This is a genomic window from Actinokineospora sp. HUAS TT18 (assembly GCF_051364635.1).
Taxonomy (GTDB): Bacteria; Actinomycetota; Actinomycetes; order Mycobacteriales; family Pseudonocardiaceae; genus Actinokineospora.
In genome coordinates, this window is record NZ_CP195645.1 from 3,802,289 (window position 1) to 3,825,534 (window position 23,246).

16 protein-coding genes and 2 pseudogenes are annotated in these 23,246 nt (G+C 63.1%); 13 read left to right on the forward strand and 5 right to left on the reverse strand.

What is annotated here, in order from left to right; translation table 11 throughout:
• The first annotated feature begins 23 nt into the window (after positions 1 to 23).
• A pseudogene (locus tag ACSHT8_RS17000) lies at positions 24 to 1,229 on the forward strand (IS3 family transposase).
• On the opposite strand, the gene ACSHT8_RS17005 reads toward ACSHT8_RS17000, so the two are convergent.
• Positions 1,178 to 2,056, reverse strand: a complete 879-nt coding sequence (locus ACSHT8_RS17005) for a hypothetical protein (protein ID WP_436502254.1) — start codon at positions 2,054 to 2,056, stop codon at positions 1,178 to 1,180. The pseudogene ACSHT8_RS17000 and the gene ACSHT8_RS17005 overlap by 52 nt on opposite strands.
• Between ACSHT8_RS17005 and ACSHT8_RS17010 the strand changes: the two genes are divergently transcribed.
• The 7 genes from ACSHT8_RS17010 (at position 1,980) to ACSHT8_RS17040 (ending at position 8,588) form a co-directional block, all read left to right on the forward strand.
• Positions 1,980 to 2,378: a transposase gene (locus ACSHT8_RS17010; RefSeq protein ID WP_436502087.1), complete on the forward strand. Its 399-nt coding sequence runs from the start codon at positions 1,980 to 1,982 to the stop codon at positions 2,376 to 2,378. The genes ACSHT8_RS17005 and ACSHT8_RS17010 overlap by 77 nt on opposite strands.
• 56 nt (positions 2,379 to 2,434) lie before the next feature.
• Entirely contained in the window at positions 2,435 to 3,271 is an 837-nt protein-coding gene (locus ACSHT8_RS17015) for an LLM class flavin-dependent oxidoreductase (RefSeq protein ID WP_436491788.1), read from the forward strand.
• Positions 3,272 to 3,372: 101 nt separating this feature from the next.
• The gene (locus ACSHT8_RS17020; protein WP_436491789.1) at positions 3,373 to 4,476 is read left to right on the forward strand and encodes an acetamidase/formamidase family protein; all 1,104 of its coding nucleotides are present in this window, start codon (positions 3,373 to 3,375) and stop codon (positions 4,474 to 4,476) included.
• Positions 4,477 to 4,504: 28 nt separating this feature from the next.
• A complete protein-coding gene (locus ACSHT8_RS17025; RefSeq protein ID WP_436491790.1) occupies positions 4,505 to 5,542 on the forward strand; it encodes a zinc-dependent alcohol dehydrogenase in 1,038 nt (345 codons plus the stop codon).
• Between the two features lie 18 nt (positions 5,543 to 5,560).
• Positions 5,561 to 6,568 carry a thiamine pyrophosphate-dependent dehydrogenase E1 component subunit alpha gene (locus tag ACSHT8_RS17030; RefSeq protein ID WP_436491792.1) on the forward strand — a complete coding sequence of 336 codons (1,008 nt, stop codon included), beginning with the start codon at positions 5,561 to 5,563 and terminating at the stop codon, positions 6,566 to 6,568.
• Positions 6,553 to 7,584: an alpha-ketoacid dehydrogenase subunit beta gene (locus ACSHT8_RS17035; RefSeq protein WP_436491793.1), complete on the forward strand. Its 1,032-nt coding sequence runs from the start codon at positions 6,553 to 6,555 to the stop codon at positions 7,582 to 7,584. The genes ACSHT8_RS17030 and ACSHT8_RS17035 overlap by 16 nt, the downstream gene beginning before the upstream one ends.
• Positions 7,581 to 8,588: a VOC family protein gene (locus tag ACSHT8_RS17040; RefSeq protein ID WP_436491794.1), complete on the forward strand. Its 1,008-nt coding sequence runs from the start codon at positions 7,581 to 7,583 to the stop codon at positions 8,586 to 8,588. Before ACSHT8_RS17035 ends, ACSHT8_RS17040 begins: the two co-directional genes overlap by 4 nt.
• On the opposite strand, the gene ACSHT8_RS17045 is transcribed toward ACSHT8_RS17040, so the two are convergent.
• A complete protein-coding gene (locus ACSHT8_RS17045; protein ID WP_436491795.1) occupies positions 8,576 to 9,331 on the reverse strand; it encodes a class I SAM-dependent methyltransferase in 756 nt (251 codons plus the stop codon). The genes ACSHT8_RS17040 and ACSHT8_RS17045 overlap by 13 nt on opposite strands.
• Before the next feature lie 202 nt (positions 9,332 to 9,533).
• A complete protein-coding gene (locus ACSHT8_RS17050; protein WP_436491796.1) occupies positions 9,534 to 10,757 on the reverse strand; it encodes a cytochrome P450 in 1,224 nt (407 codons plus the stop codon).
• Positions 10,758 to 10,944: 187 nt separating this feature from the next.
• Here ACSHT8_RS17050 and ACSHT8_RS17055 point away from each other — a divergent pair, with 187 nt between their 5' ends.
• On the forward strand, positions 10,945 to 12,162 hold the full coding sequence (locus ACSHT8_RS17055; protein WP_436491797.1) for a bifunctional 3,4-dihydroxy-2-butanone-4-phosphate synthase/GTP cyclohydrolase II: 1,218 nt from the start codon (positions 10,945 to 10,947) through the stop codon (positions 12,160 to 12,162).
• On the forward strand, positions 12,163 to 13,236 hold the full coding sequence (locus ACSHT8_RS17060) for a questin oxidase family protein (protein ID WP_436491798.1): 1,074 nt from the start codon (positions 12,163 to 12,165) through the stop codon (positions 13,234 to 13,236).
• A 710-nt stretch (positions 13,237 to 13,946) separates the two neighbouring features.
• Here the strand turns inward: ACSHT8_RS17060 and ACSHT8_RS17065 are convergent.
• Positions 13,947 to 15,014: a hypothetical protein gene (locus ACSHT8_RS17065; protein ID WP_436491799.1), complete on the reverse strand. Its 1,068-nt coding sequence runs from the start codon at positions 15,012 to 15,014 to the stop codon at positions 13,947 to 13,949.
• A 279-nt stretch (positions 15,015 to 15,293) separates the two neighbouring features.
• Here ACSHT8_RS17065 and ACSHT8_RS17070 point away from each other — a divergent pair, with 279 nt between their 5' ends.
• The 3 genes and pseudogenes from ACSHT8_RS17070 to ACSHT8_RS17080 all read left to right on the forward strand — a co-directional run bounded on the left by ACSHT8_RS17070 (position 15,294) and on the right by ACSHT8_RS17080 (position 18,877).
• Complete coding sequence (locus tag ACSHT8_RS17070; protein ID WP_436491800.1) at positions 15,294 to 15,848, forward strand: helix-turn-helix domain-containing protein; 555 nt, start codon at positions 15,294 to 15,296, stop codon at positions 15,846 to 15,848.
• Positions 15,849 to 16,186: 338 nt separating this feature from the next.
• Positions 16,187 to 17,518: a TolB family protein gene (locus tag ACSHT8_RS17075; RefSeq protein WP_436491801.1), complete on the forward strand. Its 1,332-nt coding sequence runs from the start codon at positions 16,187 to 16,189 to the stop codon at positions 17,516 to 17,518.
• A gap of 395 nt (positions 17,519 to 17,913) precedes the next feature.
• Positions 17,914 to 18,877 (forward strand): annotated as a pseudogene (locus tag ACSHT8_RS17080) (IS30 family transposase).
• Between the two features lie 681 nt (positions 18,878 to 19,558).
• Here ACSHT8_RS17080 and ACSHT8_RS17085 read toward each other — a convergent pair.
• The gene (locus ACSHT8_RS17085) at positions 19,559 to 22,957 is read right to left on the reverse strand and encodes a hypothetical protein (RefSeq protein ID WP_436491802.1); all 3,399 of its coding nucleotides are present in this window, start codon (positions 22,955 to 22,957) and stop codon (positions 19,559 to 19,561) included.
• Positions 22,958 to 23,246 lie beyond the last annotated feature (289 nt).

The following is a 23,246-nucleotide window of genomic DNA, read 5'->3' on the forward strand; positions in this document are numbered from 1 at the left end:
GGGTGGACAGGAGTCCCGCACAGATGGCGATGAAGCACTACCCGCCGGAGTTCAGGGCCGAGGCGGTCGCGCTCTACCGGTCCCGGCCGGGCGCGACGATCAGGTCGGTGGCCGAGGATCTCGGGGTGAACTCCGAGACGTTGCGCAGTTGGATCCGGCTCGACGAGCAACGGCGTGGCGACTCACCGGTCGCGACCGGGTCGGCCCCGGCCGCGCCTGGGCCGGCGGAGGGCGAGAACGCCGCGCTGCGCAGGCGCATCCGCGAGCTGGAGGAGGAGCGCGACATCCTGCGCAAGGCGGCCAAGTATTTCGCCGGGGAGACGCGCTGGTGAACCGCTTCGGAGTTCGTCGCCGATCACCAACGCCGCCACGGCGTCAAGCGGTTGTGCCAGGTCATCGGCATCGCCCGGTCCAGCTACTACCACTGGCTCGCCACCGCACCGGACCGGGCTGATCGGGCCGCCGCCGACGCCCGCCTCGCGGCTCGCATCCGTACCGTCCACCAGGACTCGGGCGGCACCTACGGGGTCCTGCGGATCACCGCCGAGCTGCGTGAAGGCGGGCCTCCGGTCAACCACAAGCGGGTCGCCCGGGTCATGCGCGGCATCGGCCTGGCCGGGCTGCGGCTGCGCCGCAAGCACCGCACCACCATCGGGCGATCCCGCGGCGGTCAAGTCCCCGGACCTGCTCGGCCGGACTTCACCGCCGAGACGCCGAACACCCGCTACGTCGGCGACATCACCTACCTGCCCATCGCCGACGGCAGGTTCTGCTATCTCGCGACCGTGATGGACCTGTGCTCGCGCCGCCTGGTCGGCTGGGCGACCGCCGACCACATGCGCACCGAACTGGTCCTCGACGCCCTGCACGCCGCACAACGCACGCGGGGAAGCCTGGCCGGAGCGATCTTCCACACCGACCACGGAGCCCAATACACCTCACGGGCCTTCGCCGAGGCCTGCCTGGCCGCCGGGGTGACCCAATCCATGGACGCCGTCGGCAGCTTGGCCGACAACGCCGCCGCCGAAAGCCTCAACGCATCCTTCAAACGCGAAACCCTCCAAGGCGCCCAAAACTGGGACAGCGAAAGCGAAGCACGGCTGGCCGCCTTCGGCTGGCTGCACCGCCACAACACCCGACGCCGCCACTCCCACCTCGGCCAGATGTCCCCGATCGACTACGAGAACAGCCTGCTACCGAAACCCGCCACGCTCACACACGCCGCATAACCCCGTGTCCAACATCCGGGGTAAGGCCCCTGGATCCGCGAGACCGGGTTGTGATCGCTGTCGATCCGCACAAGGCATCCTGGACGGCGGTGGCCGTGGGTGGCGGGCTGTCGGCGTTGGGTGCGGTGCGGGTGCCGGTCAACGTGACAGGTATCGCCGCGGCTGCGGCGGTTCGCGCCGGCCTGGCCGCACGCGAGTTGGGCGATCGAGGGCGCCGCCGGGCGGGGGCGCCGCTGACCGAACGGCTGGGCGCGGACGGCGTCGCGGTGGTGAACGTGCCCGCGAAGCTCGCGCGGCGCGTCCGGCTGCTGTCCACCGGACACGGCCGCAAGAGCGACGAAGCCGACGGTGGTCAGAGTGCTGCCCGAGCGCGTGACGGCCTCGGCCAGGGCCTTGGTGGTGGAGGCGACTCGGTGGTCCAGGCGGCGGACCTCGGCGACCAACTCGACGCCGAGCGCGCGCAGTGTGCGCCCGAGGTCCGAGCAGGGTCGGGTGCGCCGCAACGCGGCGGCCGCGGTGTCGGCGGTGAGACCGCGGGGCAGGCCGGACGGGACGAGCTTGACCAGCAAAGCATGTAACCCGTTGACCGTCTGGGTGCGGGTGCGGACCATGTCGTCGCGGTGCTCGGTCAGCGCCCGCAAGGCGGCAATCTGCTCGTCGACGGCGACGGTGCGCAGCTCCGGGCCGACCAGGCCGCGATGCCGACCGACAGGGCGCCTGCACGGCATCGGCGACGTCGTCGCGGCCAAGATCCTCGCCCACACCGGCGGCGTCGGCAGGTTCCGCTCCGAAGCCGCGTTCGCCTCCTTCTGCGGCGTCGCCCCCATCGAGGTGTCCTCCGGCGAGGTCCAACGCCACCGCCTGTCCCGCGCAGGAGACCGGCAACTCAACTACGCGCTGCACGTCATGGCGATAACCCACATCCAGCGAGACTCACCAGGAAAGACCTACTACCAGCGCAAACGCGCAGCCGGGAACAGCCACAAGGAAGCGCGCGCTGTCTCAACGCAGACTCTCCAACACCGTCTAACGCACCATGACCCGCAACTCGGATTCCCTCTCTGTCACCACGACTTGACACAGAGAGGTGCCGATCTTGGAACAGTCCCCGACGGAACGAAGCCGGGGTGTCGGACGTATGTGGAATGAGGAGGCGCCTCGCGTCGTGGCATCTCATCGCCACGAGGCCGCAGAGTCGAGATCTGATGATCCCGTACGAACCTGAAGTGATGCAGCCGCCGAGGAGCGGAGGGCCACGGTTCGGCCTGCTGTTGGAACCGTGTGAAGACGTTTCCGCTGTCGTCCGTACGGTCAAGGACGCCGAGCGCCGAGGATTCGACTCGGTGCTCATCGCCGACCATGCGAGGACGATGTCGCCGTTCGTGTCGTTGGCGTTTATCGGTGAAGTGACCAGTTCCATCAAGGTGGGGACCTACGTTGTCAACGCCGCGTTCTGGCGATCGCCCGCCTTGCTCGCTCGGGAGGTTCGGACCATTGAGAAGTGGGTAGGGAACCGGGTCGAGCTTGGGTTGGGAGCGGGTTGGGAGCGGGAAGATTCGGTGGTGGCCGGGAACTGGGCGTCATCGGCGGAGGTACGCGCAGAGCATCTGAGTTCGATCGCAGCAGGGCTTCGTACGCTCCCGGACGGGCACAGGCCCGCTGCCCGCGTGCTGATGGGAGGTAGCAGTGAACGATCGCTCGCGCTGGCGGCGCGGTGGGCGGACATCGTTGCCTTCAGCGGAGCACGACGGGCATCGGATGGAAGCCTCGAGCTGCTGTCGATGGGCGAGCTTCGGTCGCAGGTCGACGGCGTCATGGGCCGGATACCGGTCGGTGCCTGCCCTGAACTGAGTCTGAACGTCCACAGTGTGACAACGGAATGGTGGACCGGGCGGGACATGCCTGCCTCAGTCTTGGCCGGTTCACCCTCGGACATCCGACGCCGGGTCGAAGACTTGCGCCACGGACTTGGGATCACGTATCTGGTTGTCCCCCAAGCGGATGCCGCCGTGTTGGCGTCCGCCATCGAAGGGCTGCGCTGACACGAACATCGCAACGGAACCCGCGGGCACTGCAGTGCGTAACTAGTGCCAGGGAGTCTGCCAGTTGCCTGACCCACCAGGTCATACGGATCGGAGGCCCGATGAGTTCTCTCGCCCAGCCCCGACACCGGATCGCGGTGTGCCGAGACTTGCCTTTGTCTCAAGAACCCCACACTGGTCACAACCGGATGCACCCCGATATCGCGCCTGTCCTGAGCGTTAGCCCAGGGGAGGTCGTCGAACTGGAGGTCCGCGACGCCTTCGACGGCTTGCTGAGCGACACCGCCACTACCGCAGATCTCGCGTGCTTGGACTTCGGCGTGATTCACCCGATGACCGGCCCAGTCCACGTGGTCGGCGCCGAACCGGGAGACCTCCTCGAGGTGCACGTTCTGGACGTCAAAACTGAACCACGTGGATACACGGCTTGCGCGAGCGGATTCGGTTTCCTGCGGGAATACATCCACGAGTCCTTTGTGGCGCACTGGGAGATCGACGGATGCTTCGCCACGTCGCCCCAGATTCCGGACGTTCGGATACCAGGGCAGCCGTTCATGGGAATCATGGCGGTCGCACCCTCATGGTCACTTTTCGAACAGCAAAAGGCTCGCGAGGACGCGCTCGCCGCCGCCGGGGTCAGGATATTTCCGCCAGATCCAACCTCCGCTGTCCCCGAATCGGCGAGGGACGGGCTGCGGACGATCCCGCCAAGGGAGAATGGGGGCAACCTCGACATCAAGGACCTCACCGCGGGCTCGGTCGTGTTGATCCCCGTCCACGTCGCAGGAGCGCTGTTCAGCGTCGGCGACGGGCACTTCGCCCAAGGCGACGGCGAGGTGTGCGGCGCTGCCATCGAGACAGGAACGACTATCGCGTTGAGATTCGGTCTGCGAAAAGGCGCGGGTCTGGTGACTGGCATCCGGTATGAGTCAGCGGATCAACGCTCGGATACATCCCCCCGGAGGTACTTCTCGACGACCGGCATCCCGGTAACTCCTGCGGGAGAGAATCGGGCCGAAGACGTTCGACTCGCCACCGAGAACGCGGTTCTCGCGATGATCGAGTACCTGTGCGTCGACCGGGGGTTCAGCCAGCTGCAGGCGTATGTGTTGGCGAGCGTGGCAGTCGACATCCGGGTCTCCGCTCTGGTGGACGTCCCCAACCCGATCGTGTCGGCACGTATTCCTCTCGATGTATTCCGGTGACGAGATGTCTTCGACGATGGTCCACACGATGCCCGACGAGAGTCGGGTCGGGCTGATCACCGGAGTAGGGCGCACGGAGATCCGCAGGATTCCACTGCGTCCTCTGCTGCCCGACGAGGTGCTCGTGCGAATCGACGCAGCGGCGGTGTGCACTTGGGAGCAGAACGTCTTCACCGGTGTCGAGCGTCCGGACTTGCCATTCGCGGGCGGACATGAGGCTGCTGGAACCGTGGTGGCGACCGGGAAGGATGTGCATGGCGTCTCATGTGGGCAACGCGTCGCACTTGGACTCGCGTCGACCTGCGGCCAGTGCTCGTGGTGTTTCACCTATCGCGATCGTGTTTGTCCGGCACATCTACGGGGGAACATCGACGCTGACGGCGCGTGGGGCCCCGGCTGCTTCAGCGATTACAAGATCCATCCAGCCGACGCCGTGGTGCCGGTGGGAGAGGTCAGTCCGTCAGTGGCGGCACTGGCCGAACCGCTGAGCTGCGCGGTGCATGCGGCCCGGCGTGCTGGGCCACTGCTCGCTTCGGATGTTCTGGTGATCGGTGCTGGCGTGATGGGCCTGCTGAACGCGACCGTCTGCGCCCGGCTCGGTGCTCGTGTCCTCGTGACCGATACGGACTCGCAGCTGGCAGCCGACGCGCTCAGTTGGGGGGCGAGCGAGGTCTTCGATGCTGGAGCCCACGATGTCCGACAGCAACTTCTGGAGATGACCGACGCGAACGGGCCCGAGCTTGTGATCGTCACCGCGGCGGCGCACGAAGCCAACCAGTTCGCCCTGGAGGTGGTGGCCGAGCGGGGCACGGTGGTGTTTTTCACGGCAGGCCATCCCGAAACGCCGCTATCTCTTTCACCCAACTTCATTCACAGCCGCGAAGTCCGCATCATCGGCTCAGTCTCGGCGGACCGATCGGATTTCTTCGCCGCGGCAAGGATGATCCGCCACAAGCTGGTGGACCTGAGTCCCCTTGTCGAGCACGTCTACGGGCTCGAAGCGTTGAGGGCCGGGCTCGAACACGCGGCCAAACCACGCACACGCAGGGTACTCATAACACCGTAGCTTGCTCCGGGAGAAGACATGATCGACGACCTTCCCACGCCCGGGATACTGCGCTGGGCCTATCGCACGATGTGCACGATCCGCGCGTTCGAGGACACCCTTCACGAGGAATGGAACCGCGGCAGGCTGACCGGCAGTGTGCATCTGTCTGCGGGGCAGGAAGCCGCCGCGGTTGGTGTCTGCGCGCGTCTCACCCGCGCTGACACGGTCGCGAGTACTCATCGCGGCCACGGCCACTGCATCGCCAGAGGCCTCGACGTTCGGGCGATGATGGCCGAGCTCTACGGCAAGGCGACGGGCATCTGCGGCGGCAAGGCAGGCTCGTTGCACTTGGCCGACTTCACCAAAGGGATGCTCGGTACCAACGGAGTGGTCGGTGCGGGAGTCGCGTTGGCTTGCGGCGCCGCGTTGACCTCGCAGCGCACCGGCGGCGACGGTGTGGCGGTCGCCTTCCTCGGAGACGGTGCACTCAACCAAGGGATCGTGCTGGAGTCATTGAACCTCGCGGCGGTTTGGAGGCTGCCGGTCGTGTTCATTGTGGAGAACAACGGGTGGGCGGAGTCCACGTCGGCTTCATGGGCTCTGGCCTGTGACCGTGTCGTCGATCGTGCGGTGGGCTTCGGGATGCCGGGATCGATCGCCAATGGATCGGACTTCTTCGACGTGCATCGCGTGGCAGGAAAGGCCGTCGATCGCGCGCGTTCGGGCGAGGGACCGTCATTGGTCGAGATCACCGTTCCCCGCTATTACGGCCATGCTGAAGGTGACGCCCAGACTTATCGGGGTTCGGACTGTCCTGGCCCCGGGGATGCCAAGGACTGCCTGCGTGTGTTCGGCGACAAAGTGCTGGCCGACGGCACGCTGTCGCCAGCCGAACTCTCAGCTCTGCGCCGGGCGGGCGAGGAACTCGTCGGTACGGCCCTGGCGGCTGCTCTGAGCGCGCCGTGGCCGGAGCCAGCCGCCCTGCACGCCGACGTGTACACCACGTTCCCAGAGCAGGAGAACCGGTCATGCGCCGTGAACTGAGCTATCGGGACGCGATCCGCGAAGCACTCGCCCAGGAAATGGCTGTGGACGACCGTGTCGTGCTCATCGGGGAGGACATCGCAGGCGGCAAGGGAGGTCAAGGTGAACAGGACGCGTGGGGCGGCGTCCTCGGCGTCACGAAGGGCTTGTTCGCCAAGTTCCCGGGACGGGTCCTGGACACTCCTATCTCCGAGGCCGCTTTCATGGGTGCGGCCGTCGGGGCCGCGATGACCGGGCTCCGCCCTGTGGTCGAACTCATGTTCATCGATTTCATGGGAGTCTGCTTCGACCCATTGCTGAACCAGGCCGCGAAAGCCCGATACATGTTCAATGGGCAAACCTCGGTGCCTCTGGTGGTCCGCGCCATGTACGGAGCGGGATTGCGTGCGGCGGCCCAACATTCCCAATCGCCCCACGCCGTGCTGACGCATGTCCCTGGCCTGAAGGTCGCGATGCCCGCGACTCCGGCAGATGCGAAAGGACTGCTGATACGTGCCATCCGAGATCAAGATCCCGTCATCTTCCTCGAACACAAAGCGATGTATGACGTTGTCGGGGAAGTCCCCGTCGACCCGTACACCATCGACTTCGGGCGAGCGAACATCGTGCGGCGAGGTGAAGATGTCACGCTTGTGGGCTTGGGGCGGATGGTGTCCGTTGCCCGCACCGCCGCGGATCGCCTCGCAGCGACACGAACAAGCTGCGAGGTGATCGATCCGCGCACCACAAGTCCTCTCGACTACTCCACGATAGTCGGTAGCGTCAGGCGAACTGGCCGCTTGGTCGTGGTCGACGAAGCTTGGCCGCGGTGCAGCGTCGCCGCCGATATCTGCGCCAAGGTCGCGGAGGAAGCGTTCGATGATCTCGTCGCACCACCGAGGATGGTGACCGCGCCGCACACCCCGGTTCCGTTCGCCGCCACGCTGGAAGACGCGTACATTCCCACAGCAGGAGCAGTTCTCGACGCTGTCCGACAGGTGCTCAGCTGGCCGATCACGAAGAGGAACCGGCGATGAGCGCGGAAGCGATGTCGCTGTGCCAAGTCGCGTTCAGCGTCCGAGACCTATCCCGCACACATGGCTGGTATCGCCGAGCTTTCGGCTACCTCCCAGCAGGAGGGACCGATTTCTCGGGGCCGGAGATCTCGCGTATGCAGGACCTCCCGGCGGTCGACGCCAGTGTGTGGTGGCTGGTCGACCAGCAGGACTTCTTCCAACTGGAGCTGTTCGAGTACCGATCTCCGGTCCCTCGACCTTACGCGGCCACGGACTTGGCGGATGCTGGTTACGCCATGATCGGAGTACACGTCTCCGATTTCGACGCCACAGTCCTCAGGCTCCGGGCCGTAGGGGGCAGATCGCTCACGCCGCCCATGGGTGCGCGGGGGTCTCGCCGGGTCTGCGTGCGTGATCCCGATGGCGTACTCGTCGAGATCATGGAAGATGACCCCCGCGGCCCATCCGCCGATCCCCGGCCACGTCCCGAGGTCCCAGTCGCAACCCGCTTCGTGACTTTGTCTGTCCACGACCTCGAGCTCGCCAGGGAACAGTGGGGTTGCGCGTTCGGACTCGTGGAGACCGACCCGCACATCCTGCATGAACCCGCCCATGAGGCGCTATGGGGTCTGGCAGGGGCGAGACGGCAAACGGTGTGCCTGTGGGCAGGGGACTTCCTAGTCGAGTTGGTCCAGTACGAGGAGCCGTTGGCACGGAATCGGCCCGCGGGCCATCGGATCAGTGACCTGGGGCTGTTGAACGTCGCAATGGGATCTCGCAGCAAGGCCGTGGTCAGTGGTGCGTGGAAGCGACTGCGCGAGCACTGCCGCGGTGTCCATTCTCATCACTGGGATCTCGGGGAGTCCGGCGCCGTGGCCTATGCGACCGATGATCAGGGATTCAGTATCGAACTGCTCGCCGTGGATCCAGCTTGGGACAAGCAGGCGGGATTCATCCCACAACCACCGGACGCGACCCCAGGGCCCAGCATGCCGCAGGCGATCTCGGCCCACTACTGGACTTGACCGCCCGCCTTCCTCCCGGTGATCGTGACGTTCCAGGGCGAATCGATCCAGGGCTGCCAGAACCGGGCGCCGAACTCCACGACCATTTCCGGCGTCGGGAGCAGGGGGGTGACTTCCAGGTCGGTGCACCCCGCCTCGGCGAGCATGCCGACGCACGTCTCGTTCGACCAGTAGTAGCAGCCGATGTCTACCGGCGGTTCGCCGTGTACATGGAACACATATGGCGTGCCGTCGACCATCACGTCCAGCCAGTCGGCGGTGAGACCGTAGCGAGTGTCGTGAGGTCGTCGGTGATCATAGTGAGAGTTCGGGATCGTCGCAGTGAACCGTCCTCCGGGTTTGAGATGCCTGGAGATGGTCGCGCACATGGCGGCCAACGTCGCGTGGTCCGGAGCGTAATGGAGGAGAAGCTCGGCTGTCACGACGTCGAACAGTCCGAGGAACGGCATGGTCGCGACGTCCTGCACAACAAGCTCGACGTTCGAGAAGCGCGCTAGCTGAGTTCGCGCCAGCTCGATCATTCCTGCCGAGATGTCGACGGCGACGACGCGACAGGGATCGCCGTCGGCGATGATGGCGGTGAAATGTCCCGTGCCTGCGGCGAGATCCAAGACATCAAGGCCGCTGACATCTCCGATGAACTTGCGGAAGTTCTCCGTATGGACCCGGCGCGTCGGCAGGTCCCGATAGTTCTCGTAGGTCGATGCGACATCGTCATATTGATCATCGAATGTGCTTGCCATTGTCGGACCCTTCCAATAGATGGCGTATCCAGTCACCACTCGACGGGAAGCTCTGTCAGCGCCCGGAAGATGTAGCCTCCCTGGGTGAACCGGGGCGTGAATCCCTTTCTCAAACTCAGCCCCGGAATCCGTGCGACGAGATGCTCGAGTACGACTCGACCCACCTGTCGGGCCAGAGGCGCGCCGACGCAGTAGTGAGCGCCTAGGCCGAACGCCAAGTGGCGTGGAAGATGTAGCCTCCCTGGGTGAACCGGGGCGTGAATCCCTTTCTCAAACTCAGCCCCGGAATCCGTGCGACGAGATGCTCGAGTACGACTCGACCCACCTGTCGGGCCAGAGGCGCGCCGACGCAGTAGTGAGCGCCTAGGCCGAACGCCAAGTGGCGTGCTCCGTTCGGCCTGCCAATGTCGAACCTGTCCGGCTCGGGAGTGCGAGCCGGGTCCCGCGCGACAGCGCCGATGATGACGTGCACCCTGGCACTCGGGGGAATCGTCACTCCGCCGATCGTGACCTCGGTCGTCGTCTGGCGTGTCATTCCTTGGATAGGCGGCTCAAACCGGAGCCCTTCCTCCAATGCGTTCGGAATCAAGGCTGGATCGTTGACGACAGCTTCCCATAGCGGCCGGTCCCGGAGGAGATTGTGGACAGTGTGGACAATCATGTTCTTGGTCGACTCGTGAGCTGCGAAGAGCAGGAACCGGATGATGGCGATCGCCTCGCCGCGGGTCGCACGGCCAATCCGGACGGAACGGGCGAGTTCCGTTGCGATGTCGTCCTCGGGAGACTGTTCCCGCGTCGACAGTAACTGTCCACAGTAGGCGTCGAGCTCCACAACTGAGTGCGCTGCCGCTATTTGGTCCTCGTCTGACAGCGGCAGGGCGAGCAGTGCGACCCACTGGTCGCAGAGTTCCCGGAGACGCATGTGGTCGCTCACAGGTACGCCAAGAGTGTTGCACACCAATGTCATCGGAGCCGGGTATGCGAGCCGTGCCTGGAGATCGACCTGGCCGTCGTCGATGAACCCGTCGATCAGATCGCCCACTACGCGTTCGATCAACGGCAGCTTGGTGCTGAGATTCGACCTGCCGAACCACGGCGTGAGCAGGCCGCGCATCCGAGCGTGGTCAGGAGGGTCGACGTTGAAGATCGCCTGCTCGGTGAAGTGCGAGTTCTCCAGAACGCGCAGGCATTCATCGCTCAGCGGATAGTCACTGTGGAGGTTGTACCGATTACAGAACCGTTGAGTATCCCGCAATGCCTCCTCGGCCTCGGCGCTACCGGAGATGACCCAGATGCCAGTCGAGGGAACGTATGCGACTGGGGCGCCGCTTCTCGCCTCGGCATACACCGGATATGGATCTTGGTGGAACGCGGCCCGGCTTGGATCCATCGCCGCGACCAAGTCGGATGGGGTCTGGTCGTGCATGTCGTCTCCTCGCCCCCGTGATGGATCGCTCTCTGGTACTACGTCCCCGCGCCCCGGCGCGGGTCCATGTAGCGGAACGTGTCCTGACGATCGCCCGGAGTGTCCGAAATGGACGGAACTGGACCGATGCGTATCCACGTATCCCCGATACGAAGTCACGCGCTCCGAATGTCTGAGGAGGCATGTGGTGGCTGGATTCGGCGATATCGACCATGCCCTGCGGGAGATCGCGAACGGCCGATCCGTCCTCGTGGTCGATGATGAAAGTAGAGAGAACGAGGGTGACCTGATTTTCGCCGCGGAGGCGGCCACTCCCGAGCGGATGGCTTTCATGGTCCGTCACACCTCGGGATACGTCTGTGTGGCCCTGGACGCCGCGGAGTGCGACCGGCTTGACCTGCCCCCCATGTGGCATCAGTACGGCGACCGCCAGGGGACCGCCTTCGCCGTTACGGTCGACGCGAAGCTGGGGGTGACAACCGGAATCTCGGCACGCGACCGGGCGGTGACGGCAAGACTGCTGGCCGACCCGTGCAGCGAAGCGGCCGACTTCACGCGACCGGGCCACGTTGTGCCCTTGCGCGCTCGCCCGGGCGGGGTGTTGCGTCGGCCGGGACACACCGAGGCGAGCGTCGACCTCGCCAGGCTCGCCGGCCTCAGACCGGCAGGTGTGTTGTGCGAAGTGGTGTCGCAGCGCGATCCCCAGGGCATGGCACGAAGACCGGAGTTGGCGGAACTGGCGGACCGCAACGATCTGACAATCATCACGATCGCGGACTTGATCAGCTATCGCCTGCACACCGAAACATTCGTGCGGGAGCTCGCCAGGGCGCGGATTCCCACCGAGTTCGGGGAGTTTCACGCGATTGCCTATCGCAACGACGCCGACGGCAGCGAGCACGTCGCCTTCGTCTTGGGCGACGTCCGCGGCGCCCAAGACGTACTTGTCCGAATGCACTCGGAGTGCCTGACCGGTGACGTGTTCGGGTCCCTGCGGTGTGACTGCGGACCCCAGTTCCGACGATCTCTTGAAGCCATCAGCGCCGCCGGGGCAGGGATCGCCCTTTACCTGCGCGGACACGAAGGGCGAGGAATCGGTCTGGCCGCGAAGTTGCGCGCATACGAGTTGCAGGACGCTGGGGCGGACACGGTCGACGCGAACGTGGCATTGGGGGTTCCCGCGGATGCTCGCGACTACGCGGTGGGTGCCGCGATGCTAAGGGACCTGAGCGTGGAGTCAGTCTGTCTACTCAGTAACAATCCTGCCAAGGCAAAGGGTCTGATCGAACACGGCGTCTCCGTCACACGCAGCCTGCCGCTCGTGGCCGGTGTGAACCCCGAGAACATCCGGTACCTGCGCACCAAACGCGACCGGATGGGCCACGATCTGCCTGCGGGGGTCTAGGTGAGTACAATCGAATTTGGTGCCGCGAGCCGCGCTTCTCTGCTGTCCGGATTGGATCGCATCTCTGACGGCGGGTTCGAATTCATGGGGCACTTGTCGAACCACGGCCCGATGGTCGCCGACGCACTTGTCGAAATCGGAGCCTCTGCGGTTGTCGAGGACTGGTGTGAGGTGTATCGACCCCGTCTCGGGAACCCGCCACCTCACGCCGACCCAATCGCCGAGCATGACTGGCGCGAAGCACTGGGCGCGTTCAGTCGAGTCGCCGACTGGACCGCGCTCTTCTTGAACGAGCTTCAGGACGCGCCATGGGAAGATGTCTTCCGACGCTGGTGGCCCCGCCTGCTACCGGGAGTCGCCGCGGCGGGCACCCACGGAGTCATCAGGACCGCGCACGCCGTTCGCATGCTGTCGCGCGAGGAGGCGGAACCGGATGAACTGCTGTTGACCGAGCTCGCGCGTGGACTCGGATACTGGGCCTCCCGTTACCACGAACTTCCAGGACGGCCCTCGTTGCGTGGAACCAGGTCGGCAGCTGACGCGCTCAATGCGATCCGCCCAATCGCAGCTGACGTCGCCATTCCGGGCAGAGGAATCATGGGTCACCTCGCGCTGCCCGCGCGACTCCCCGACTTTGATCAAGATCAACAGAACTACGGGTCGCCGTCGTCCGTCGAGCTGTCGATCACCGAGCTCACCGCAGCAGGCGCCCAGATGCTGATTCGGCGAATGGACATTCCAGTCGTCATCACACATCTGGTGACGGCGCCGTCAGCCCTCAGGTTCGTGTTGCCCTACCTCTCCGAAAGGCAGGCGTGGGAGTCGGTGGCGCGAGTCTGGCAGGTGATGGCTGGAATCGTGCGATCGTTCCCGGCTCCCACCGCGCCACGGCCATTGCCAGCCGCCCCAGTTCCTGAGGCTGAGGCACTCATCGATCTCTCGGTAGGTCACGGGGACGAACATGTCGTCAAATTAGCCGAGGCCGCCATTCGTGAAACGGCAACCAGCCCTGATCCGGTGTACTTCCGAGCGGCGGACATGGCCCGCCGATTCCTCAAGCCGTTTCCATGGTGAAGTGGGCGAGCAAACCGTTCCACCGGCGGTCCGTGATGTAGGCCATGACTAGCCTATTCGGATTCCTGGTTATCGCGCATTGGAACGTGTGATCCTCTCACGCCGAGAACGCATGTGCGTCGAGAATCGCACTCCCCAGAGAGGAAGGAACGGGCAAAATAGACAATACGGGGTCTAGATGGACCAGCTCGTGCCCGTACAGCGCCGCGGCGCATGTGCGATCCTGGCATGCGCGTGAGCTCACGGAATCGCCGACAACTAGCCGTTGCTGATCTGTCCGTCGGATTTCGCGACGTAGCCGAGGACCACTTTGGCTGGCAGGAGCGACGGAGTTCTCCCCCGCCGCGGCGAGTCCATCAGACCGGCCATCACGCTGGCTGGCGGCGCGGGCGGTTGCAGGGCTGGTCACCTCAGCGGTGCCAGTCGCGGCCGCGGTCGAACTGGTGCAAAACCACTCGCTTCTGCACCATGACGTCATGGACGGCGATGCTGTGCGCTGCGACCCGAACCTGCCGAAGGCGACTTCCGACGAATGGCCTGGTGTCGCGCCGGCACTTCTGACGTCCGTGACACCGGCGCACTTCGCATTCATATCGAAAGCTCTCCGCCACAACGCATGTTGTGGCGGAGAGCCGTTGACGTGACTACTCGACTTCGAGGCTCGCTCTCCACTGAGCAGTTCCTGTTGTGTTGAACGAAACTCCATATAATTAGCTGTAAATCTCACAACTTGTGACGGTGTCGGACGCCTCGGGCAGTCGCACAGTGTCGTTATCCGTGCCGCAGTTGAGGAAGTCGGCACCCGCGCGACCCTCGAGATAGTCGACGCCGGATCCTCCGTAGAGCTTGTTCGCGTAGCCGTCGCCGATAAGCGTGTCGTTGCCTGGGCCGCCGTAGAACTCGTTGACGGTGTGGCCACCAGGCGACTGCGGTAGCAGCATTACCTGAAAGTTGTCGTTGCCGAATCCGCCAATAACCCGCTCAACGAAGTAGGATTCGTTCCATTCATTCTGATCGCCACCGCCCGAGAATTTTCCGAGCGCCCTGACGGTTTCGGTTCGGGTCGAGTAGTCGAGCGTGTCGAAGCCGTCCATGCCGAAGAACTGATCGGTCTCGTCGGCCTGGCTGCCCTCCTTGAAGACGTCGTCGCCGCTGCGTCCGTACAGGCAGTCGCTTCCCCGTCCGCCGTCCATCTGGTCGGGCGAGTTGTCTCGGCCGGACAGGGTGTCATCAAACCTGCTTCCCCGCAGGGTCTCGAACGAGGGGTGAATATTGTCGCGATCCGCACTGTCGGGTGTGACGCACAGACCGCTGTCAATTCCGCGGCCGTCGTTGGCGATGCCATCCATGGTGCCGTAGACGCCACGGTTGGAAAGTTCGTACGTCAAAATGTCGGAGGTGCCACCCCCTCCCTGGATCGCCATCGCGGAGGCAGCTCCGGAGTAATAGGCCGCGCCGACGTACAGAGTGTCGTCGCCAGACCCCATCTGGATGTAGCCTTGCGCTCCGGGGACGTTGAGGATAAAGCTGTCTCGATTTGCGCCCAGGTCTAGCTGCAATGGCTTCATCCCGCCACAGCTGACTTGTGTTGACGAGACGCTCTGACATCCGGCGCCTGCAGCGATCCCAACGCTGTCGTGGATCTTCAGGCTGCCGTTGACGAACTCGACCTTGCCGCTATTCGCCCCGTCGCCTCCCTGGTAATGAAGGCCCGCTGAATCAACCCAGGCCCAAGCCTCCGGGGCGGCACTAGCCGTGGCGGGCAGGGCGACGGTCACACCAACCGTTACGAGCGTGCATCCGGTCGCCACAGCCAGCCAACGACGCATCGCATTCAGTCTCGTAGTCAAATGATCAAGCCCTTTCAGGAGCGCACGGGTTTCCCGGTACTACGCTTCGCCTCGCGCCAACGGATCCATGTGGCTCTTCGCCACGAACCTGGGAGTGGTGGGGAGATCTCCGGGGCGACACGCCGGGCTGGAATGAGCTGGTGAGGGGCCTGGGGCTCTCACGATCTGTGATTACGACCAAGCAATCGTGATCGCGAGGAGCCCCAGGTGGAAGACGACGTTACCGGTTCTGTTGTCGCCGCGCTGTTCGGGTTGGACGGGTTTCGGCTGCTCGCGGCGGGCGAGGTGGGCGGCGAGTTGGAGCTGTTGATCGAGACCACAGCGGACCTGGTCGGGTACCCTGTGTGTGGGGCGGTGGCGCGGGCGAAGGATCGGCGGCCGGTGTGGGTGCGGGACCTGCCTATCGGCGGTCGGCCGGTGGTGCTGTGTTGGCATAAGCGGGTGTGGTGTTGTCCGCATGCGTTGTGCCCCAAGCGAACCTGGACCGAGCGGCACGATGAGATCACGTCGCGGGCGTGTCTGACCGAACGGGCCAGGCGGTGGGCGTTCGAGCGGGTCGGTTCGTTCGACGAGGCGGTGGCCGCCGTGGCGCGGCAACTCGCGGTGGGCTGGCACACGATCATGCGCGTGGTCGCCACGTTAAGGACTTCGGTGGTGGGTTGTGCCATCGAGCCGATCGATGATCGGGCGGTGTTCCGCGACTGGGCACGGTTTGAAATCCACGGACTCGTCGGCCGACAGTCTAGACGCAACTCCCACTAGCTCGGATTATCGCGAGAAATCCACCTTCCATCCCCGCGATTCGGAATGAAGCCGGTCGTGACATATCGCGTGCGACCTCCGACCGAGCAGTGTGGTCCGACATGCTTCCCACTCCGTTTACGGACGCATACGCCCGAAACGCAAATGCAGTTCTGTGCTCTTCGACACACCGCTGGTGTCGTCGTCGTGCTAACGCGCTCATACCCCTTCCTTCAGACAGGCACGTATGTCGGCCGGATGGCCAGCCGGAACCAAGACAGCGAGGGAAGCCGTAGTAACAGTTGACATGATTGCTCATGCAAGACAGGAGTGATGGATTGAGAAAGGCAACTCACAGCATGGGCGGCCCGATGATCGGGGCTGCTGCGATCGGGATGTGCATTGCCGTGGTACTCGGCACTGGGCAGGCCGTGGCGGCGTCACCCGGTAGTGTCGAGATCGTCAGCCGAAACACAAACGACGTCGAGGGTAACAGCAACACCGACGACATCGCAGTCAGCGGGAACGGACAGTTCGCCGCCTTCGAAAGCGTCTCGAGCAACCTCGTACCGCCTTTGGTCACATCAGGGCGCCATATCTTCTTGCGCAACCGCGTTACCGGCGCCGTGCAGCTGATCAGTAAGCGCCCGGATGGACTTCCCGCAAACGGGATCAACAGCCGGCCGTCGATTTCCAGCGATGGACGTATCGTGGCTTTTGATTCAACCGCGTCAGATCTGGTGCCTGGCGACACCAATCAGAGGAGGGACATCTTCATATACGACACGCAGACCGGGCAGATGACCCGCGTCCAGCGGCCTGGAGTCCAGCCGAATCACGATAGCGGACAACCAGCACTCAGCGGCGACGGACTGCGTGTCGCCTTCGGATCGTACGCAACCAACATCACCGAATCAGATCCAAACGGACAGACTTACGATATTCTGGTGTTCGACCGGACCTCGAACACTGCCTTTATGGCCAGCAAGCCGTTCCAGGCAGGCGCGGCCGCGAACGGGCCAAGCTACTCGCCATCCATCAGCGCTGACGGCCTTCGCGTCGCGTTCCGGTCGCTGGCCACGAACCTGGTTTCGGGCGACACGAACAACTCATCTGACATCTTTGTGACACGCTTCGCTGGACCGCAGGCGGGCACCATGATTCCTTACCGGGTAAGCGTCGCCACATCTGGCCTTCAAGGCAACGCAGGCAGTTTCAACCCTGTGATCAGTGCGGATGGCAGCAAAGTGGCATTCGACTCCGTCGCATCAAACCTTGTCAGCGGGGACACCAACGGGAAGTCCGATGTCTTCGTCACCACATTCAGCAGCCCCCACATGACGACCAGAGTCAGCGTTGGCCCTAATGGTCTGCAGGCCAACGGACCGAGCGCCAATCCATCAATCAGCTCCAACGGCGCCGTCGTCGCATTCGAAAGCGAAGCGTACAACCTGTCCACGAGCGACCAGAACGGCATCCTGAAGGATGTCTTCGTCGGTTCTGCGAGCACTCCGGGATCGAATGGAAAGACACTGGTCAGTCGCGCCCTCGACGGAGCCTCGAACGCAGCCAGTCGGAGCGCTTTCATTTCCGCCGACGGGAGCGCGGTCGCTTTCATTTCACGCGCCAACGACCTTGTAGCCGGGCAGGATCAGGAGTATGTCGAGGACGCCTTCATCGCGTCATTCTGACCGCGCCGCCGATCAGCCAGATTTGACTGCTACCACGTAGAGTTGACCTATCCGCACAGCATTCAGTATTGCCAAGCGATTAGTTGAAGGACGGCGACTTCGTGCCTGAAAGGCATCGGAAGATGCACTCAGTCGTGCCGCAACTCCAATGTAGTGCTGGCGTTTCCGGGTCGTATGGACCACCCAATTCTGGTCCGTACGACCCGGATCTGCTACCGGTGTGCCACGGGCCTTCTAAAATCGGTCGATTACACTCGAAGGAATACGACCGCGAGTGTTGCGTGGACCGCACGACCGTTACTGCGATTCCAGAGTTCAACTGATCACGGCGAATTCAGCCGGTCGTTCATCTGATCTTGGTGTTCGGTGGGGACGGATTCTCTGTCGTACGCAGGATGTTGACGTTGGCCGATCGTGAGGAGATCTCGCGCGGTTTGGCGGAGTCGTTGGAGTTCAAGGACATCGCGGTTCGGATCGGTCGGGACGCCTCGATCGTGTCGCGTGAGGTCGCTCGTCATGGTGGGCGGGACGGGTATCGGGTTGTCGAGGCGGATCGGGGTGCCGCGTCGGCGCGGGCCAGGCCCAAGGTGATGGCGGTCGAGCGGTGTTCGCGCCTGTTGGCCACGGTGATCGACTGGTTGCGGCGGGGGTTGGTCACCCGGCCTCGATCGCGGCGCGGGTGGCCTGTGATCACGGTGGGCTGCGGGATGCTTGCCGGGTGAGTCATGAAGCGATCTACTAGTGGGTCTATGCCCAGCCGGTCGCGACACTGCGTCGCGAGCTGGTCGCGCTGCGGACCGGTCGCACCACCCGGACCGGGCCACGCCCGGCCCCGGCTCCGGCTCCGCGGATCAAAGAGCCCCGCTACCTCGACGAACACCCCGTCGAAGCCCTAGGCCGGGCGGTGCCCGGGCAGGAACGAGATCTCGTGATCGGCAACGGGCAAGACCGCCGTCGCCACCCTGGTCGAGCGGACCAGCAGGTTCCTGATCCTGGTGCCGCTGACCGGATGGGACTCCCTGACCGTCACCGAGGCCATCATCGCCGCCGTCGGACCGCTCCCGGCAGCGCTGAAGCGCTCGTTGACCTGGGACTGCGGCTCGGAGATGGCCCTGCACGCCGAGGTCACCGCGACTGGGTCGCCGGTGTTCTTCGCCCACCCGCACTCGCCCTGGGAACGCGGCAACAACGAAAACCTCAACCGCATCGCCCGCGAGTTCCTCCCAAAGGCTTCACCATCCCCAGCGACCCCCGCTACCTGGCCGCCATCGCCGCCAAGCCCCCCGTAAGAACCACCACTGGCGCAAACCCAGCGAGGTATTCACCGAACTCCTCGAATCAGGTGCTTCCACCGGCTGAACTCGCCCACCAGAGCTCGTTGGCGGCTACTGTGGGACAGCCACGGAATCCCGACGGACCACCCGCGCGGAACGATAGGCGCCACGGACATCCCGGTCTATCAACGCCCCTCAGCGTCGAGGCGGGTCAATGGCCAGTTGATTCTGGTCTGGCACTTTGTGCCAGACCGATCTTTCATTGGCCGCAGTCAGCGCGAACCTGCATCGCAGTCAGGAAGGATCGTCCGACAAACCATCGCCGCCAACGGCGGAACGGCCCGCGCACCGCTGGCCAGGCCCAAAGACCCGACGGCACAACCCGCCACAGCGAACCAACACGAACCCGCCAACCGGTCGTCGACGAGCTACCGTTCGGCCGCCGCGGAGGCGCCGACTGGACGGCGGCAGTCGCCGCACAGCGTCCGCTGTCTGCCAGCCCGAACCGGGCTGGGCACAAGGTCGCCGATATCGCAGGGTTCTGGTCGTCGGCCCGTCGCGCCGGAAGCTCACCTACGTAGTCAATGGCCCGCCGAACCCGCGACCGCCTTCAGGCCACTCACTTTGAGGCACCCGCCCAGTTCTCGCCAAACCGGTCCCCGACAACTCGGCTCGCACGGCGTTCGCATGACGTCAATACGGAGTGTGGCCGGGCTTGTAAAACACAAGCCCAGCCACACTAATTCGATAGCACTGCCTGAATCCGTCAGCTAGATCCGTGCGGGACAATCAATATGGCATCGGCACTCAGATGATCACCAGTTGTACCTACGACCGTTCTCGTCAGCAATACTTCGTTGTTGGCAGAAATCTCGGATCCATGCTTGTTGAGTAACACCCACCCTGTTGACGCGCTTTGGTCAACTGGCGACCCTTCGGCACCGTGGCGGTACACCGCGGAGCTATCCCGCTCCTGGACTGGGACAATGTCCGGAATATGAACATATATGTCATACTTCGCGACACCGTTGACCATCGCCGAGCTTACATCCCATTTCATCAAGTCGTCCGCACCTGCGCGATTCGGGCCTGATTTCAAGAACGATCCGTTCATGCAACGGCGGTTGCGTTCATTGAGTTCACCGCAGCTTTCGATCGTCCAAGTACCTTGAGCGCCGGACGCATCGGGATTGTCGAACAGACCCGAGTACAGCAGAGTGTTGAGGAAGGCGAGATTCGTGTCAGCTTCGATGTAAGCGCCGTTGTCACGTTGCTTCCATGTTCCAAAGAACTCTTCGAATGAATCCGGAGTCGTGTCAGCGATCGTTGCGGCTATCGCGAAAATAGAGGTGTTGGCAACCTCGTCATCGAATCCAGCCATCTCCGTCTCATCTAGCGGATCGACACGCTCACCAGCCGGGTCGGTCAGATCCCATAGCCAACCCGCAACCCTTCCAGGTACACCGGAACCGGACTTGCATTCAGCATTGGAAGCCGCACAACTGTCTATGCGCAGATACTTCGAGTACTCGGACGGCGGAATATCGTGGGTCCCACCATCAAAATTCTTGAGTAGTAGCGTTGGCGCATCGAACTCGACGTTGCGCTCCGCGAGCGCCGCAAGGAAGAGCGGGAAGCCCATATTGAATCCGCACTCCTTTCCGGCTTCCTCGTCGAATCTCATATAGTTGCAGCCCTCAGGAAGACCTGGTGACGAGAAGATTCCGTGCAGCCTGTCCAGGTACGCCGCAGAAACCGCGACTTCGGTGTTGCTCGCGTCTGCGGTCCTCGGATCCACACGTACCTTCGCCTCGCCAGCGACATACTCAGTGCCCGACCCGTCGCCACCTAGGTACATCTCAATGTCGCCGAGGCCCAACCCTTCAGGCGCGCCGGCCAGCACATCGGCTACGTTCTGTGCGGACACGTACGGAAACGCTGCGTGTTCATAGTGCTTATTCTGATACGTGTGACCTGACGGCTTCAGAAAGAACTCGCCGAGTTCTACGGTAGCCGCTATCGCCACGTCCGACCGGCTCTCGCTCATACGCACAACAATACTGCCGTCCTCATTTTCGGCGTGAACCTCAAGTATGAAGTCATGCGGCGAGCACGCAAAATGCGATGCATTGAGAGGTGTTCCCCCTGGAGTACACCCAGTCCACCTAGTGCCATCCGGAAGAGTGTAGTGTGTCGGATAAATGATGTCCTCGAGGGTGAACTCGCCATTTTGACCAAGATATCCTTCGACCACATCGCCGGTGTTCCCAGGACCACGCCTAAGATCATGCCAGTCGAGATTCGCGTCTCTCCACTTCGCAACAAAGTGGGCACCCTTCAGGGGTTTCGAGGTCTCTTGGCTAATTGGCTTCCGGTTCTCAACTCGCCCAGAGATTGTGACCCGAGGCAAGTCGACCACCTCGGCTTCGCTGGGAGCGACGATTACCGCGTCGGCAATAAGTGTGCGGATGCTGTTATTGTTGGCTCTGCGGAGAGACAACGTACCAGAATCCGGCATGGCTGGATCGAATACGCCAACCCCAGCAGAACTCAGGCTATACCATCCGTCGTTGACTCTAGCCTGGTCCAGTGTGAACACGGCACCGCCAGCGCCGGTTGTGACAACGTACTGGGCCTCGTATTCGTTAAAGGGATCCGGAGTAAGTCGGACGAGAATTTCCACCGGAGATGGTGCTGTGATATTGCGTCTGAGGTCCCATAGGAGGTTAGGGCCGACACCTGATCCGGAGTTGACAAGCTGACTCCCACCACGGCATTGAGAGCAGGCTACGCGATCCCAGCGCTCACCCTGAAGGCGAGCATTCTCGGTGTCATCTTGCAGATCGTAGTAGACCAGCGTGTTCATGAACATGGCCATCTTGATAGTGCCGCCATAGGTGGCACGCCAATCGCCAGTGAAGTCCATGATCGTGGCGGGCTTAGTCGTGTATATCAAGCTAGTGAGCTTGCCCAATTCCTCGTGCGCAGTATCAGTGAAGCCGTTCGTCGTCTCGTTTCGCGAAGAGTCGTCCAAGACGTCACGCATCCCTGCCGCGACACGCCCCGGGACGTCATCTCCTTCTTCACACGCCTGAATCGGGCCGAATAGTTCTTTAGTGCATTCCTCGATGTTATAGCCAGCCAATCCAACAGTGAGCAGGTTCTCATCGTGGGTGACTTCGGCAGCATTGGCAATCGCACCCGCAAAGCCGAGCTGGAACGCGCATTCATCGCTCGTATGGTCGGCGAATTGATCGTAGCGACAGTTCTCGGGAACGCCAGGCGAAGCAACTCCGAGCAATTGATGATAGTATCGATGTCCCGCAAAGAGCTCAATCTCAGAGTGCTCTACACTGAACCGGTTCGCATCAATACTGCCGGTCGCATGGTTGTAACCGTAACCAGATCCTGGTTCCGTGGCGTGCAGATTGACGGTAACGCCGTCGAATCGCTGACCTTCTGGCAAGCCGTCCACAAGGTCGAAAACGTTGTAGACGCCGACATAAGCATGAGCGGGTTCGTTGTCCACCATGTGGGTCTGGTTGTCTTCTCGCTGGAAGAACAGCCCCAGATCAATCGTCGCCAGAACCGCCTTCTGCCCGTCCTGCCCGTTTACGCGGATTCCATCCGTACTATCGGCGTAGATCTCCAGCTGCAAATCGCCATCAGCGCAGGCGGTCCACATTTGGAAGGGCCTAAACGGCGGAATAGCTTCGCAGCCATAATAGGTCGTCCAGTCGGACAAGACGTATGTGGGCGCAGGATAGGTGAAGTCCAGGGTGAATCGCCCCAGCTCATCTAGATTGCCAGTCACCTCAGGTCCACTATTACCTGGCCCCGCATTAATCGTCCGACGCTGCAGCGGGGCGTTTGAGTCTGTACTGCCTCTGATCAAACCCTTGACAGCATAGCTGGCATTTTTTAGCGGACTCGGCTCTGATCCGACCGGAGCAAAGTCGGCAGGAGGCACGTGGACTGCGCCAGAAACGCGTATACGCGGCGGATCCGGTGGAACAGCAGTCTCACTGCAATCTCGCGCCAATACAGGTTCACCGACCGGGCCGTTGATCATCCCGGGAACTCGGGCGGCGGCATTCATCGGCAAGGCGCCGATGTCAACAGTGAGCATGTTGGACAGACAGTAGATCACCGACGGGCGGTCCACATAGTGGACAGTCAGCTGATAGTCCGGCTGTACTTCGCCTGGTGTCGGCATCTGACAGTTGACGAACTTGTAGTATACATAGTCCGTTTCGAATCGAAACCCGACAGCTGCCGGGCCGATGGGACCCCAGAAGCTGCAGCTACTCGGAGGGTAATCATTTGGGTCGGCAACAGCCGGCAAGCTTGCCAAGCCAAGAAGACTCAGCAGAATTCCCACTATTGCCGTCAAGCGGCGTCTCAGTCGCGCCATTTCACATCTACTCCCTGCAAACTCACATTGGTTGCCGTGG